13 protein-coding genes are annotated in these 14,770 nt (G+C 58.2%); 2 read left to right on the top strand and 11 right to left on the bottom strand.

The genetic code is table 11. The features are described from left to right. Positions 1-100 precede the first annotated feature (100 nt). Positions 101-1,372, bottom strand: a complete 1,272-nt coding sequence (locus tag ACR0AL_RS15395; RefSeq protein ID WP_480663714.1) for an imelysin family protein — start codon at positions 1,370-1,372, stop codon at positions 101-103. A gap of 235 nt (positions 1,373-1,607) precedes the next feature. On the opposite strand from ACR0AL_RS15395, the gene ACR0AL_RS15390 reads away from it, so the two are divergent. Continuing rightward, positions 1,608-2,141, top strand: coding sequence for a ZrgA family zinc uptake protein (locus tag ACR0AL_RS15390; protein WP_480663712.1), 534 nt, complete (start codon positions 1,608-1,610; stop codon positions 2,139-2,141). Positions 2,142-2,172: 31 nt separating this feature from the next. On the opposite strand, the gene ACR0AL_RS15385 is transcribed toward ACR0AL_RS15390, so the two are convergent. The 10 genes from ACR0AL_RS15385 to xdhA all read right to left on the bottom strand — a co-directional run bounded on the left by ACR0AL_RS15385 (position 2,173) and on the right by xdhA (position 13,702). Beyond that, complete coding sequence (locus ACR0AL_RS15385; RefSeq protein WP_480663710.1) at positions 2,173-3,231, bottom strand: 2Fe-2S iron-sulfur cluster-binding protein; 1,059 nt, start codon at positions 3,229-3,231, stop codon at positions 2,173-2,175. 12 nt (positions 3,232-3,243) lie between these two features. Continuing rightward, a complete protein-coding gene (locus ACR0AL_RS15380; protein ID WP_170517206.1) occupies positions 3,244-3,717 on the bottom strand; it encodes a hypothetical protein in 474 nt (157 codons plus the stop codon). 18 nt (positions 3,718-3,735) lie between these two features. After that, a complete protein-coding gene (locus tag ACR0AL_RS15375) occupies positions 3,736-4,887 on the bottom strand; it encodes an aromatic ring-hydroxylating oxygenase subunit alpha (RefSeq protein ID WP_480663708.1) in 1,152 nt (383 codons plus the stop codon). A gap of 9 nt (positions 4,888-4,896) precedes the next feature. Then, positions 4,897-5,160 (bottom strand): hypothetical protein, encoded by a 264-nt coding sequence (locus ACR0AL_RS15370; protein ID WP_480648519.1) that lies wholly within the window; start codon positions 5,158-5,160, stop codon positions 4,897-4,899. Continuing rightward, complete coding sequence (locus ACR0AL_RS15365; protein WP_170378014.1) at positions 5,157-5,747, bottom strand: TetR/AcrR family transcriptional regulator; 591 nt, start codon at positions 5,745-5,747, stop codon at positions 5,157-5,159. Before ACR0AL_RS15365 ends, ACR0AL_RS15370 begins: the two co-directional genes overlap by 4 nt. Before the next feature lie 229 nt (positions 5,748-5,976). Next, the gene (guaD, locus tag ACR0AL_RS15360; protein ID WP_480663706.1) at positions 5,977-7,314 is read right to left on the bottom strand and encodes a guanine deaminase; all 1,338 of its coding nucleotides are present in this window, start codon (positions 7,312-7,314) and stop codon (positions 5,977-5,979) included. A 64-nt stretch (positions 7,315-7,378) separates the two neighbouring features. After that, the gene (locus tag ACR0AL_RS15355; protein ID WP_480663704.1) at positions 7,379-8,980 is read right to left on the bottom strand and encodes a xanthine/uracil/vitamin C permease; all 1,602 of its coding nucleotides are present in this window, start codon (positions 8,978-8,980) and stop codon (positions 7,379-7,381) included. A gap of 43 nt (positions 8,981-9,023) precedes the next feature. Then, entirely contained in the window at positions 9,024-9,902 is an 879-nt protein-coding gene (xdhC, locus tag ACR0AL_RS15350; RefSeq protein ID WP_425082074.1) for a xanthine dehydrogenase accessory protein XdhC, read from the bottom strand. Between the two features lie 3 nt (positions 9,903-9,905). Beyond that, positions 9,906-12,224 carry a xanthine dehydrogenase molybdopterin binding subunit gene (gene xdhB, locus ACR0AL_RS15345; protein ID WP_480663702.1) on the bottom strand — a complete coding sequence of 773 codons (2,319 nt, stop codon included), beginning with the start codon at positions 12,222-12,224 and terminating at the stop codon, positions 9,906-9,908. A gap of 14 nt (positions 12,225-12,238) precedes the next feature. Beyond that, positions 12,239-13,702, bottom strand: a complete 1,464-nt coding sequence (gene xdhA / locus ACR0AL_RS15340; RefSeq protein WP_170350887.1) for a xanthine dehydrogenase small subunit — start codon at positions 13,700-13,702, stop codon at positions 12,239-12,241. A 156-nt stretch (positions 13,703-13,858) separates the two neighbouring features. On the opposite strand from xdhA, the gene ACR0AL_RS15335 reads away from it, so the two are divergent. Beyond that, positions 13,859-14,767 carry a LysR family transcriptional regulator gene (locus ACR0AL_RS15335; RefSeq protein WP_480648509.1) on the top strand — a complete coding sequence of 303 codons (909 nt, stop codon included), beginning with the start codon at positions 13,859-13,861 and terminating at the stop codon, positions 14,765-14,767. The last annotated feature ends 3 nt before the right edge of the window (positions 14,768-14,770 follow it).

The following is a 14,770-nucleotide window of genomic DNA, read 5'->3' as shown; positions in this document are numbered from 1 at the left end:
ATTAGTAAGTTATTTGTTTCGGGTCCAGCTGAAAGTCACAATTTTGCGTGACAGGAAAGCCGGGGGCGTGAATTTGCGCACGCCCCGATCCGGGGTTTGCTTAGTGGAAAACCGCGTCAGGGTTATCCAGGCTGTCGGAGCCTTCAAACTCGATCTGATCCAGTTCCAGAGCGGTCACGATACGCTCGATCGTCTTGGTCTGATCGACCAGACCGTTGACGCCGCCCATGATCAGTTGCTCGCCGCCCTCATTGCCGCGTTCCAGCATCTGGTCATAGGCGAAACCGGCCTCGGCGGTCGACTTCAGGCGGCCCAGGGCCTGCATGGTTTTGGCCAGCTTGACCTTCATCTCGGCGTCCAGCGACGGATCGAACGAGATCACCAAGTCCGATAGCGAAGCGCCCGAAACCGGGGTGCCGTCGATGCGGGTATAGCTGCCCAGATACACGTTCTGAATGCCCAAGCCGTCGTAATAGTGGCTGTTGTGGGTGTTGTCCGAGAAGCAATCATGCTCTTCTTCGGGGTCGTTCAGCATCAAGCCAAGGCGCATACGTTCACCTGCTTGCTCGCCATAGGACAGCGAACCCATGCCGCTTAGGATCGCGCTGACACCAGCGGTTTCATTCGCGTTCAGTGCAGCACGTGCCTCACCACCTTCGGCCCATTGTGCGGCCATCCATTCCAGGTCGCTGACCAGCAGGGCGGTCGCGGCGCTCAGATACTGGGCGCGGCGATCACAGTTGCCGCCGGTGCAGGCGTCACCTTGAACATAATCGGTATACGGGCGGTTGCCCGCGCCCGCGCCGTTACCGTTCAGGTCCTGACCCCATAGCAGGAATTCGATGGCGTGGTAGCCGGTGGCGACGTTTGCCTCGATCCCGTCAGCCTCGTGCAGGGTTTCGCCCAGCAGTTCGGGGGTGATTTCGCTGGCGTCGATGGCGTCGCCCGACAACTCAAAGCTTGGATTGGCAATCACGTTCAGCGCGGCAAACTCGTTTTCATCAGTGGGTCCGCCATAGGAGGCATCGACATAATCGATCAGGCCTTCGTCCAGCGGCCAGGCGTTCACTTTGCCTTCCCAGTCATCAACGATGGCGTTTCCAAAGCGGTAGACCTCGGTCTGTTGATAGGGCACGCGCGCGGCGACCCAGGCGGCGCGGGCCGCGTTCAGGGTGGCATCGGATGGGTCGGCGATCAGGGCGTTTACGGCCTCTTGCAGCGCTTTGGCAGCGATCAGGCTATCGTCATATTTGGCTTCGGCGATGTTTGCGTAGGTATTCAGAACTTCGGCTTTCGAGGGTGCGTCAGCTGCAAAAGCTGCGGAGGCAGCACCAATTGTAAGGATGCTGGTGGCGGTGAAAAATCGGGTCATGGGGGTGACACTTTCCAGTCAGAAAAAGGTTTTCATACGCCGGTTATGTGGCGCGTATGATGTATTAACTGAGTGAATTAGTCACCTATGTCAACCTGAGTTTTATAGTCGGATAATATTGGTCACCCCGATACTCCCCAATATTGGTGAGGCGCGATGCGTGGGGCCAAGATTGCACGGGATTTGAAACATATTAGAATAATCCGGGTGATTCTTTGTTTTGTGGTGCCTGTTTATGAAAAGCGCAGCTTTCGCCCTGATCCTGATCTCTGCGGTTTTTGTGTCGCAGGCTCATACCGCTGTTGCGCAGGATCATGCTGCGGGTGATCTGGACATTGTGGTTTCCGGGGCCGAGTTCACCTTGTCACTGGCAGTCCCCGCCGCCGGCATTCTTGGCACCGAGAAGCCTGCACAAAACGATGAAGGGCGGGACTCTATTGCCGTCGCCATTTCCGACCTGTCCAAACCTCTGGAGTTGTTTGTTGTGCCCGAAGAGGCCGAGTGTTTTGCCGCGATGGCCAATGTCACACTTTCGGCCATAGGTTTGGGGCAAGACACAGACACCACGCGGACGGATGGTGATGACACAAACGAATTTCAGGCTGAATACCTGATAAGATGCAAGAATATCGACGTGATTGAGGCCATCCACTTTGCATATTTCGAACGATTCCCGACGGCTGAAAATCTGGCCGTGCAGGTTGATCAAGCTGGTAAAAGCCGCACGCAAAATGTCACGCGCGGCGCACCTGATCTGACGTTCAAGTAAGGTGGGTTATGTCAAAACGCCCTGACATAACCTAATCTTCGAACTGCAGGGATAGCTCCTTTTGTGTTGCGACGCTTTGACAACACAGGATCAACCCCTTCTCGACGTCACGATCCTCCAGAGCCATCCGGTTGCGCATATGAACGGCGCCGTCCTCAAGCTGGGCGACGCAGGCACCACACACACCGGATTGGCAGCTGAACGGTGGGTTCAGACCGGCTGCAATCGCCGCGTCAAGGAGGGTTTGCCCTGCAGCAACAGGCACCTCCGAGACCTTGCCGTCAAGCCTGATCCGGGCGGTTGCGGCCATGCCGGGTTCGCTCAGGTCGTCTTGGGCGTCTCCGCCGAAGCTTTCCATGTGGATGCGATCGTCTGGCACATCCAGATTCCGCAACGCCTCCCGGATATCCGTATTCATACTGCCGGGGCCGCAGATCCAATAATGAGTGTCTTGCGCCACGGGGGGCGTTTCAGTGATTGCCGCCTGAATGGTATCTGCGTCCAACCGCCCCGTGCGCCACGGTGAAAACCAGCTGAGCATGGAGGGGTGCGACAGGACATGGCGTAGGGTGAACTGGTTCGGGTGTTGTTCCAGCAACTGCTCAAGCTCATCCTGGAAAATAATGCTGTTCGCATTGGTATTGCCAAAGACCAGATGGGCCACGGAATGGGGCTCATCTGCCAGAACGGTCTTGATCATTGCATAAAGCGGCGTGATGCCGCTGCCCGCCCCAAAGAAATAGTGGGTGCGGCGTTTCAGGGCCCCGGGCTGTAAGGTGAAATGCCCGAATGGGGGCATGACCTCGACCGTGGCACCGGGCGACAGGGTGTCGCCTATGTGGTTGGAAACGATCCCATCCGTTACGCGCTTGACCGTGATGCGCAGCGCCGATCCCGGCGGGTTCGAGATGGTATAGCTGCGCCTTTGCTCCGCACCGGCAATCTGAAACCTGAGCGTCAGATGTTGCCCGGCCGTCCATTGAAACAGATCGGTCAGATCGGGCGGGACGTCGAAAGTTACACTGGTGGCCGCGCCGCCGATCTCTCGGCGAGTGTCGGACACGGTCAGGGTATGAAAGTCACGTTGCATAACAAGGTCCCGTCATCGGTAATCATAGGTCGTGGTCAAGGACTGGATCACCGTCCCGCCAAGATAAGGCGCAAAGACAAAGTTGTCTGTCTGACGCATTCTGCCGCTGTATCCCTGCCAATCATAATCGACATCGGTCACGGCGGTGACGTGCAACACGCCATCCTCGGTGTGCGATGAAATCACGGGCGCTGATCGGGCTGTTTCTGAGTAACCTTCCAACGCCTTCGCGATCTCGGGGTCTTCCGCGTCGGTGTCATCCCCGACACGGTACGAGAACACGTCGTCCGGCTGCCCCATCCCGTATTTGAGGATGATCTGATGCGTGGCATCGGGGTGCCAATCGCTCCAGGTGGCAAGCAGGCTTTGTTCATCCTGCGCTTGTAGGATACGCGCGGCGATGTCTTCCGGTGCGTCAGCTTGTGCCGTCAGCACCAGAGCCGATGCAAGCGCAACTCCGATCAGGGTGGCTTGGATTGGTTTCATGATCAATCTCCGGGGCATTCAGCTGTCTTGCATGAAATCCAGCACCGCTTTCTGGTGCTGCGTGATCGGGCTTTCGCCAATCCCAGCGGGGCCGATTTCCAGATACGGACTTTTCAGCGATTTCTGCTGCTGTTCGCAGGCATAGATATCTTCGGTCGTGAAATCGCCCGATGCCATCGGATCATCTGCGCCTGCTGCATCGTCGCCTTGATATTTCGGGCCGCCAAAATCCCTCCAAAAGCCTGCGCTTTTCCACTGTTGCTTCTGGAACTCCCAGTTCGAAGCGTTGGCAACCTTTGTGCGGTTCTCGATCCGTGTCAGATCGGGGGCCAACGGTGTGATGATGAACAGATTCCAGCTTTCTTCGCTGGCCCCGATACCAATGCCGGGAAACAGCATCGGAACCCACGCACCGGTATGAGGTTCAGCGATCACACGCGGCATAGGAAGTTTGGCTTCGTGGTCCTTCGCGTAGGCCTCGGACGGGGGTTCCCAAAAGTGGTAATGCGGCCCCTTCCATCCGTATTCCGCCTTGGCATGGTCATACATATGCAGCGTATTCGAATGCAGATGGCTCAAGTGGTAGACGTCGATGTAATTCTCAACAACGATCTTCCAGTTGGCCTTGATTTCATAGGTGTTGCGCCCGTCGGTATACTCAACCAGTTCCTCGGGCTTGTGCGGGCCTAACAGGGGATCGACCTCTCCGAACCATTCGGCAAGGGTGGGGGCGTCAGGGTCCGGATGCACGAACAGCATCCCGCGCCAGACATCCACGCTGGCCGGTTTGAGGCCAAGGCAGGATTTGTCGACACCGTAGGGAAACTCCGACGCCTCATCCGGGACCGAGATCAGGTTGCCCTCAAGATCATAGGTCCAGTCGTGATAAGGGCAGGTCAGCGCTTTTTGTGTCTTGCCGACCGCGCGGATCAACTGGGTACCCCGATGCCGGCAGATGTTGTGAAAGGCGCGCAGCCGGTGATCGCGCCCCATGACGATGAACAGATTGTTCAGCCCGGCCTGAATCGACAGGTAATGGCCCGGTCCTTCGATATCTTCAACCAGCCCGGCAAAACGCCAAGTGCGCGAGAAGATCTGGCGCTGTTCGCGGTCGAACCAGTCCTGCGAGGTGTAAGCCTCGACCGGTAGATGGTGATACATTTTGGTCATCAGAGTACCTCAGGCAAGAAGATGGGCATATTGGGGAAACAGGCTGGCGGCGATCATCATCAGACCCAGCACAGCCCAGAGGCCGACGATGGCCCAGTACAGAACCGGGTCATCGTCGCGGTTGATTTCGAACACCAGAAAGGCTTGTCCGTTCATGATGGTTGGGACGATCCACCAGACAAAGAGCAGCCCCCAAACCCAGTAGAGACCAAGCACAGTGGCCACCAGCAGGATGGGCAGGGCAATGTAGTTCACCGTTCGCGTCGGGGTCATACTTTAGCCTCCAGTGTCGATGCCAGTAGAGAGGCGGCCAGTTTCAATTCGGCGCGCCATGCTTCGGGTGGGTCCAACGGGGACAGGGCGTCCATACTGACAAAGATTGCCGAAATGCCCTGTGTTGCTGCGCGTAAGGTTGCGTCTGGTGCCATTGGGGCCGCGCGCCGCAGGATTGCTTCGACCACGTCAAAGAAATCCGTGAGGCTGTCCATCAGACCTTGGCGCAGATCGGGGCGATCGGGCACTGTGGTGACCAGTGCCTGATAGGCCAGCATCAGCCGTGGATCGGTTCCGCTATCTTCGGAAAACAAGGTGTCTACCAGGTCCGAAGGTGTCGCCGTGTCTGGCAATGCCTGACGCAAACCGTCCAATGACGCGGTAAATCCGGCAATCACGTATTCGGCCAGCGCGGTTATCATTTCGTCCTTGTTTCCAAGGTAATGGCGTAAGAGCGGTCGCTTGACGCCGGCTTCATCGGCGATCCGCGCCTGGGTCGCGCCTTCCAGCCCGAACCGCGCCACGCAGGTTAGATAGGCGTCGAGTATTTCGTGCGATCTTTGGTCTTTTAGCGAAGGTCTGGGCATCAGGATCTCGTTTATTGTCACGAATGACAAATAAGCGAGAAATATACTTTGTCAACCATGACAATTTATTTTCGAACTGAGAGCGGTGAAAACCCGATCTCGGTTAGTAATGATGAAAAGCGGAAAGGATCGTTAGTTGCGCCGGGCCGCACCGGGCTGCACCGGCAGTTCGTTGAAATGCTTGGCCGTTAACCGGTTACGGAGCGGCCAAACACAGGTCAGTTATTATTTACGCGGGATCGAACGCAAAGTTGGTTTCGGAGGTTTGGCCGGTCACAGATTTGCTGGGCGTACCCGATACATAGACCTCTTCAACAGCGCGATCGTCTCCCATCATCTGCAGGACGAACAATTCTTCTGCAAGACTGCCAACGCGATCCATACGCAGGGCCATGGCGGGGGTGCTGCGGGCGTTCAGAACAACGACATCGGCCTCGGTTCCGGGGTCGAGGTTTCCGATTTTGTCTTCCAGACCCAGAACGCAGGCATTACCTCGCGTAGCCCAGTGGAAGGCCTGCAGGGGATGCAGAGCCAGCCCTTGCAATTGCAGAATCTTGTACCCTTCGTTCAAGGTTTGCAGCATCGAGTAGCTGGTGCCAGCACCGACATCCGTTGCGATCCCGTTTGAGATACCGCGCGCGCTCAGCCCGCCATGATCAAAGAGGCCGCTGCCCAGGAACAGGTTCGAGGTCGGGCAAAACACGGGATGTGCACCGGTTTCTGCAAGCGCGTCGATCTCGCGTGCCTCCAGATGGATCGAGTGCCCCAACAGAGTCTTTTGCCCCAGCAGACCAAAGGATTGGTAGACATCCAGATAATCGCGCGCCTGCGGATAAAGCTGCTTGGTAAAGGCAATCTCATCTTTGTTTTCCGACAGATGCGTCTGGATGTGACAATCCGGATGCTCCTGCGCCAAGGACTGCGTCATGGCCATCTGTTCCGGCGTCGATGTGATCGCGAACCGAGGTGTGAAGACATAGCCGTTGCGGCCCTTGCCATGCCAGTCCGCAATCAGCGCCTTGGTGTCATCGTACCCGGTTTGTGGCGTGTCCTGCAGACCTTCTGGCGCATTGCGGTCCATCAGGACCTTACCACCAAGCATGCGCATGTTTCGTCTGGTTGCTTCTGTAAAGAATGCATCCGCCGAGGTCTTGTGGACCGAGCAATAGGCCACGGCGGTCGTGGTGCCGTGGGTGATGAGCTGATCGTAGAATGCCCGCGCCATGTTCGCGCTGTGTGCATCCGAGGCAAAACGGGTTTCTTCCGGGAAGGTGTAATTGTTGAGCCAGTCCAAAAGCTGTGCGCCCCATGAGGCGATCACCTGCACTTGGGGGAAGTGAATATGCGTGTCGATAAACCCGGCCATCATAAGGTGTGGGCGATGGTCTGTCACAGGCACATCCCCGGCTTTGGCGCTGATCTCGGCGAAGGGTCCGGTGTGCTGAATGATGCCGTCCTGGATCAGCAGGGCACCGTCCTCAAGATAGGTATACGCGCCGGAATCTTCGCCGCTTAGGGGTTCGCGATGAAAGGTCAGCAGACGACCGCGAAGCAATCTCTGTGTCATGAAAGGTCTCGTTTGTAGGATAGGGAAAGAGTAGGGGGCAGCCCTGCGACTGCCCCGCTATGGATTAGGCCTGTTGTGCAGGTGAGTCGTCGTCGATCAGATCAGGCTCATCCGGTACGATCACACGATGCTCAAGATCCTCTTTGGGTGCGAACATCGGATAGACGTAAAGGAACGCGCCGATGATCAAGTAACCAATGGTGATCCCGTCGAACTGAGGCACCTGCAACGTGTAGGAATGGATGATCCCGACAGAAGACATCAGCCCACCAGCGACAGCAAACGCGCCCGCCATCCGGAACCGACCGTCGATTACGTCGGCCACAATGGCACCCCAGACCAGACCAGTGATGATCGCGCCTTGGCTCAGGGCAAGGTGTCCTTCGTAATGGGCACCTTCCATCAGTAGTGCTGCGGTCAGGCCTTCGTCACCCAGCGAGGGCAGTCCCTCGACACCGGTGCTGCGCAGAGCGTTCATCAGAGACCCCCACTTGACCATCAGGAAGGCCGAGATGTGAGGCAGGATCGCAAAGGATACGGCAGCCATGTGCATCGGCTTTACAGCCCAGGCCGTGTTGGTGATCAGGCTGACCGAAACAAAGACCAGGACCGGAGCCGCGGCGGCAATCGGGATCAGGCCCGCAAGGAAGGACAAGAAGCCCAGGAAAGCGGCGGCAGCGATCACAACAGCCACACCAACGATGTAACCGGCATGTGCATCAAGCCGCTTGTAGGCAGGGTGCCCGATGTAAACGGTTGTCGGGAAGGGCGAACCAAAAAGCGCACCCAACATTGTGCCTGCGCCGTCCGTTACTTGGCACAGTCCAACCGGGTAGTGGTCGCCTGCAGCCTCGGCCGATTCCACGTTGTTCATGGTTTCGATGAAATTGTAGATCTGTACCGGGATCAGCACCAGGAACAGCTCGGGGTTGGCGAACAGGTATTGCACACCGGCGATGAGGTCACCGAAATAGGGGACCGGCGGGTAAAAGCCGATGCCGCTGACGTCGATTTTGGACTCACCAAGGGTGATAGCAATCACCGTACCGGCAGCAATCGCGACCAGACCGGCCGGAACATTGCCCGGCAGGCGAAAACGTCCGATCAGACCCCACAGGATAAACAGCAGCGACGTGAAGCCGATGATGGGGTTTTCGAACACCTCGGCCAACGGAACGGAACCGATAAAGACCAGCGCAATACCACACAGCGTGCCCAGCATCCCGGCGCGCGGCGTGATCCGCTTCAGATAAGGCCCGACAATGGCACCCAAGGCCGCAACGATGCCGCCCATGAACCCGGCGCCGATGCCCACTTGCCATGCCAGCATGGGATCATTGGTTGCCCAGTAGATGGGTCCGATCACACCGAACAAGTAGACGAACATAACCGGCGTCGAGATGCCGTAGGGCAAGGCGGTGACGTCTTCACCCCGTTTGTTTGCGGCCCATTTGGCGAGGTACGTATAAACGGCAACACCGGCCAAAATCGCGACGGCGGCACCGGGAACAATGCGGCCAAACACGATTTCGGCGGGCATCTGAAACACGAACTGGCAGACCCCGGAAAGGATCAGCAGATTCACGAGGTTGTCAGTAAACAGCGCCCAGAAAGCGCTGAAGTCGCTGCGGGTAAACAGCTTGTATTCGTAGGTCCTCCCGTCCATGACGGTCTCCTCCTCTGATGTGACCGGAATGGCCCGACAGATGTCAGGCCGATCTCCCTTTCCGGTCGTGATGGTGGCCCCGCAGGGGCGCCTGGTTTGCCCCGGTCGGGGCGGTCGCGGCAGTTTCAGAGGTCAATTCAGCCATCACCTCGGCCACCACGAAGGTGGCGATGACGCTGGGCCGCTTGTCGCGGCTACCGCTTGCCCCGATAGGGCATTTCAAGTGTTCGATAGACTGTCCGTCACAGTGTTTGTGCGCCCAGTTCCTGAGCTTTACCCGCTTGGTGGCGGACCCGATCATCCCCACATAAGCGGCGTCCTGACGTTCCAGTGCGGCGGATGTCAGCAGGAAATCCAATCCATGATCGTGAGTCAGAACGATAAAGGCGCTGCCCGCAGGCGCACCCCAGATATCCGTCTCGGGAATCGCGCTGACGCGGGTTTCGACATTGGCTGTGCAAAGCTCGACCTCTTCGGGTCGAGTGTCGACGAGGATGCAGCGCACCGGCAGATGCTGAAACTGATTGGCCAAAGCACGCCCCACGTGACCTGCGCCCATGACATAGACGTGTGGCAAAGCCTCGTCGCGCTGGGTCGCGCGTTCTGTGGCGGCCCATTTGTCGGACGCACGCATGCGGGTCAGTTTCATCTCGACCCGCCCACCGCAGCACTGGCCGATTTCCGGGCCAAGCGGCACATCCAGATCCTGATGCAAAACCCCGTCGCGCAGCATGTCGCGGGCGGCGTTGATGGCCATGAACTCCAATTGGCCACCACCGATGGTTCCCCACAGTGCCCCGGGTGCCACGAACATCTCTGTCCCTTCATTGCGCGGCGACGACCCGCGCACGCGTGTCAGCGCAATGCAGATCACACTGTGCTGCGTGGACAGGAATTCGCTAAGGGAACCGGGGGCAGTCATGGCTCAGGGCCCCGCTTGCAGCCGCGCAACTGCCATCAGCACACGTTCCGGGGTGGCTGGCGCGTCAAGGCGCGGGCATTCGCGGTAATCAGCGACAGAGGCCACAGCCATTGACAGCGCCTCGAACACCGAAATGCCCAGCATGAACGGCGGTTCTCCGACAGCTTTGGAGCGTTTGATGGTCAGCTCGCGGTTTTCCGACCAGTCGGCGAGGTTCACATTGAAGATGCGCGGACGGTCGGACGCGAGCGGAATTTTGTAGGTCGACGGCGCATGGGTGCGCAGACGGCCCGCGTCGTCCCACCAAAGCTCTTCGGTGGTCAGCCACCCCAAGCCCTGTATAAACGCGCCTTCGACCTGGCCCTTGTCCAGCACAGGGTTCAACGAGCGTCCAACGTCGTGCAAAAGATCAGTACGCTCTACCCGGTACTCACCGGTCAGGGTGTCAATTGTCACTTCCGAACAGGACGCGCCATAGGAGTAATAGTAGAACGGGCGGCCTTGTCCTTTGGCCCGATCCCAGTGGATTTTCGGCGTCTTGTAGAACCCGGCCGCCGAAAGTTGCACGCGTGCTAGATAGGCCTGTTTGACGAACGTGTCGAAAGGCAGAACTTCGTCGCCGATATGCACCTGATTGGCGTGGAAGGCCACGTTCTCGGGTGTAACATCCCAGTTCTCAGCGGCGAATTTCACCAGACGCGCTTTGATCTGCTCGACCGCGTTCAACGCAGCCATGCCGTTCAGATCAGTCCCGCTCGAGGCAGCCGTGGCTGAGGTGTTGGGAACCTTCTCGGTGGTCGTTTTGGTGATCTTGATCCGGCTGAAATCGACCTGAAAGGCTTCGGCCACGACCTGCGCAACCTTGGTGTTCAGGCCTTGCCCCATTTCGGTGCCACCGTGGTTTAGGTGGATCGAACCGTCATTGTAGACATGCACCAGTGCGCCAGCCTGATTGTACCAAGTCGCTGTAAAGGAAATGCCGAACTTGACTGGTGTCAGCGCGATGCCTTTTTTCAGGATCGGCGACGTCTTGTTGAATTCGATGATCTCCCGACGGCGCTTGCGATATTCCGATGTCTCTTCCAGCTCTCCGATTAACCGGTCGAGAATGCTGTCTTCGACCTCTTGGTGGTAGGGGGTGATGTTGCGGTCCGTGGTGCCGTAGAAGTTGGCCTTGCGTACATCCAGCGGGTCTTGCCCGGTGGCATAGGCAATCTCTTCGATCATCCGCTCTGCCGCGATCACGCCTTGGGGGCCGCCAAACCCACGGAATGCGGTATTCGAAACCGTGTTGGTTTTCATCGGATGGCTGTTCAGGCGCACGTTCGGATAGAAATAGGCGTTGTCCGCGTGGAATAGCGCCCGGTCGGTCACGGGCCCCGAAAGGTCTGCTGAAAACCCGCAGCGCGCGGCAAAGCTGCCTTCGACAGCCTGAATGCGGCCATCATCGTCAAAGGCGACGTCATAATCGATCACAAAGTCATGGCGTTTGCCGGTCGCCGTCATGTCCTGATCCCGGTCGGGGCGGATTTTCACGGCGCGGTTCCACTTTTTGGCAGCCATGGCAGCAACCGCGCAGAACAGGTTCATCTGGCTTTCCTTGCCGCCAAAGCCACCGCCCATACGGCGCACGTTGACCACAACGGCGTTGGATGGCACGCCCAGGACATGCGCCACCATATGCTGCGCCTCGGACGGGTGTTGGGTTGAGCAATGCACGACCACATCGTCGTCTTCGCCCGGAATGGCAAAGGCGATGTGACCCTCGAGGTACATGTGATCCTGGCCGCCAACGCTCATGCGGCCCTTGATCCGGTTGGGGGCGGTAGCCTGCGCCGGGGCGACATCTCCGCGCTCCAGCTTGAGTGGTGCCGTGACATGCGGGTAACCGGCCTCCTGCGCGGCAATCGGGTCCAGCGCATGGGGCAGAGTTTCGTAGTTGATTTTTGCCAGTTCTGCGGCCCGGCGCGCGATGTCGCGGGTTTCGGCAACAACGGCAAACAAAGGCTGCCCATGAAACTGAATGGCATCGGTCGGGAAAACCGGTTCATCGTTCAGATGGGTCGGGCTGATATCATTGGCCCCCGGCACATCATCCGCGGTCAACACTCCGACAACGCCGGGCGTGGCCAGAACGTCGGTGAAGTCGATGCCCAATAGCTTGGCGTGCGCTACGTCCGAGACGCCGAGATACGCGTGCAGCGTGCCTTCGGGCTGGGCAATATCGTCGGTGTAATCGGCCCGTCCGGTGACATGCTTGATCGCGCTGTCATGTTTGACATTGGTGTGGGCCGCCCCGGTGATGGAAACGTTATCTTTCATTTTTTGTCTCCTTATCAGGCGCAAGCCAGTTGAACGGGGGCGTCGGTTTGGGCGTCGTTTTCAAGGTAGAAGCGACGCAGCAGGTTTTGGGCGGATAGCATTCTGTAGTCAGACGATGCGCGCCAATCGGTGAGAGGGCTGAAATCTTCAGCCAGCGCCTCGGCGGCGGCCTCAAAGCTTTCCCGCGACCAGGATTGACCGTTCAGCGCCGCTTCGGCAGCAGCGGCTCGCTTGGGCGTGGCAGCCATACCGCCGAATGCGATGCGCGCATTGCTGATGGTGCCGTCCGTGACCGTCATGTGAATGCCAGCAGCGACCGAGGAGATGTCCTCGTCACGACGTTTGGAAATCTTGTAGGCTGCATTCAGATCATCGGGTCCGGGCAGGGGCACATGGATGCTTGCGACGAACTCATCGGGTTGGCGGTCTTGCTTTCCGTAGTCGATGAAGAATTCAGCGAGAGGCAGCGTCCGGCTTTCAGAACCGCGCCGCAGCGTGATTTCCGCTCCAAGCGCGATAAGAACCGGCGGCGTATCCCCGATGGGCGAGCCATTGGCGATATTTCCGCCGACGGTTCCCATATTCCGCACCTGCCACCCTGCGATGCGATCCCAGTAGGAGGACAGGTGTGGCAGGTGTTCAGACAGAAGTTCCTGGCAATCGGTGTAGCTGGCGCCAGCACCGATCAGGAGGAGGGAACCCTGTCTTTCGACTGTTTTCAGGTCTTCGAGATGACCGGTGAAGATGGCAGGCCCGATGTTACGCAGGAATTTGGTGACCCAAAGACCCACATCCGTGGCACCGGCCACGATCGTGGCCTTGTGATAGGTCTGCAGGCAATCGGCAAGGTCATCAACGCTGGAGGGGATAATGCTCAGGTTGTCTTCCGGCCCGGATACAACGCGCCGATCGTCCTTGAGCGCGGCTAGACGTGCGGTCATGGTTTCACGTTCGGTATTCAGGTGGTCCGATGCCGGGGTGCCATAGCGGCTGACGGCAACGGCGGCACGGATGATTGGCTCATACCCGGTGCAGCGACACAGGTTGCCCTGCAGCGCGGTTTCAACCTGCGCTTTGGTCGGCTCGGGCGTTTGCATCCACAGTGCATATAGCGCCATGACGAAGCCCGGCGTACAGAACCCGCACTGGCTGCCGTGGTGATCAATCATCGCCTGTTGTACCGGGTGCAGACGACCGTCCGGGCCGGACAGGTGTTCAACCGTCACGACATGGCAGCCATCGACCGAGGCAAGAAACCGGATGCAGGCATTCACGGGAACATAGGCCAGACCTTCACCGCCAAGCCGTCCAACAAGAACGGTGCACGCGCCACAGTCGCCCTCGGCGCAGCCTTCTTTTGTGCCTGTCAGCCGACGCTCCAACCGCAGGAAATCCAGAAGCGTCTGGTCTGCGGATACGTTTGGAACGGACACATCCTTGCCATTTAGGACAAATTGGATGTCGGTGCGATGCGTCATGGTATTCTCCCTATGCCCCTGCCTTTCAGGTGGGTGATCGGGGGGACCATAGGCGCAACGATTGAGTCTTAAAATCGCCGGAAACGGCAAATACTTTCAACAGATCGTTGAAAAATAAAACACCATGGCGCAGTCTTTCCGCAAGGAGAGGATCGAATGTCGTACATCGAAAGCCTGCGTGTTTTTGTCAGAGTGATGGAGCTGGGCAGCATTACATCCGGCGGGCGCGACCTGCGGTTAACCCCGGCGGTGGCCAGCAAACGATTGAAAGAGCTTGAGAACCATTTGGGTGTGCGGCTGTTCAACAGAACGACCCGGTCGATGACCCCAACCGAAGTCGGATCAGTTTTCTACGATGAGGCCAAAGCCGTTCTGCTGGCGATCGATCACGCCGAAGCGCGCGTTGCGAGCTTTTCCGATGCCCCGCGAGGTGCCATTCGCATCACCGCGCCGCTGGGTGTCGGGCGTAGAATCGTCGCGCCTCTGGTGCCGGAATTCTCGGAACTCTACCCCGAAACAGAGATTCGCATGCGTCTTTCGGACCGCAAGGTGGACATGATGGCCGACGGATTGGACATCGCGTTCTTTATCGGTGAGCCCGGCGATTCCACCATGAAACTGCGGAAGTTTGCGGATTGCGATCGCGTGCTGTGTGCGTCTCCGGAATATCTGTCGAACTTTGGCGTGCCCAATACGCCGGATGACCTTCTGCATACGCCCCATAACTGCCTTTTGCTGCGGTATCCCAGATCGCCCGAATACTTCTGGACCCTCAACACCGACATGGGACCGCGAAAGCTGGAAGTTCACGGTAAATACGATGCGGATGATGGGGACGTGCTGACGGACTGGGCGCTGGCGGGCAAAGGGATCGTTAACAAACCACGCTTTGACGTGCGGGACTATCTTGAGGACGGTCGACTGGTCGAGGTCCTACCGAAGACACCCCCAGTGCAGACGATTTTCGGGTGCCTTTATCCGCATAAAAAGCTTCAGGACCCCAAGGTGCGCCTGTTCGTCGAACATATCGCGCAGCACAGCAAACGCTTTTTCGCGCCGGGCTGAAAA

It is taken from the genome of Ruegeria sp. BB1 (genome assembly GCF_056539465.1).
Note: the sequence above shows the minus strand (reverse complement) of the source record. Positions and strands in the feature narration are given on the sequence as shown.

Excerpts from the sequence above, each read along its gene's own strand:
- ACR0AL_RS15395 (WP_480663714.1), bottom strand. The coding sequence starts at position 1,372 with ATGACCCGATTTTTCACCGCCACCAGCATCCTTACAATTGGTGCTGCC.
- ACR0AL_RS15390 (WP_480663712.1), top strand. The coding sequence starts at position 1,608 with ATGAAAAGCGCAGCTTTCGCCCTGATCCTGATCTCTGCGGTTTTTGTG.
- ACR0AL_RS15385 (WP_480663710.1), bottom strand. The coding sequence starts at position 3,231 with ATGCAACGTGACTTTCATACCCTGACCGTGTCCGACACTCGCCGAGAG.
- ACR0AL_RS15380 (WP_170517206.1), bottom strand. The coding sequence starts at position 3,717 with ATGAAACCAATCCAAGCCACCCTGATCGGAGTTGCGCTTGCATCGGCT.
- ACR0AL_RS15375 (WP_480663708.1), bottom strand. The coding sequence starts at position 4,887 with ATGACCAAAATGTATCACCATCTACCGGTCGAGGCTTACACCTCGCAG.
- ACR0AL_RS15370 (WP_480648519.1), bottom strand. The coding sequence starts at position 5,160 with ATGACCCCGACGCGAACGGTGAACTACATTGCCCTGCCCATCCTGCTG.
- ACR0AL_RS15365 (WP_170378014.1), bottom strand. The coding sequence starts at position 5,747 with ATGCCCAGACCTTCGCTAAAAGACCAAAGATCGCACGAAATACTCGAC.
- guaD (WP_480663706.1), bottom strand. The coding sequence starts at position 7,314 with ATGACACAGAGATTGCTTCGCGGTCGTCTGCTGACCTTTCATCGCGAA.
- ACR0AL_RS15355 (WP_480663704.1), bottom strand. The coding sequence starts at position 8,980 with ATGGACGGGAGGACCTACGAATACAAGCTGTTTACCCGCAGCGACTTC.
- xdhC (WP_425082074.1), bottom strand. The coding sequence starts at position 9,902 with ATGACTGCCCCCGGTTCCCTTAGCGAATTCCTGTCCACGCAGCACAGT.
- xdhB (WP_480663702.1), bottom strand. The coding sequence starts at position 12,224 with ATGAAAGATAACGTTTCCATCACCGGGGCGGCCCACACCAATGTCAAA.
- xdhA (WP_170350887.1), bottom strand. The coding sequence starts at position 13,702 with ATGACGCATCGCACCGACATCCAATTTGTCCTAAATGGCAAGGATGTG.
- ACR0AL_RS15335 (WP_480648509.1), top strand. The coding sequence starts at position 13,859 with ATGTCGTACATCGAAAGCCTGCGTGTTTTTGTCAGAGTGATGGAGCTG.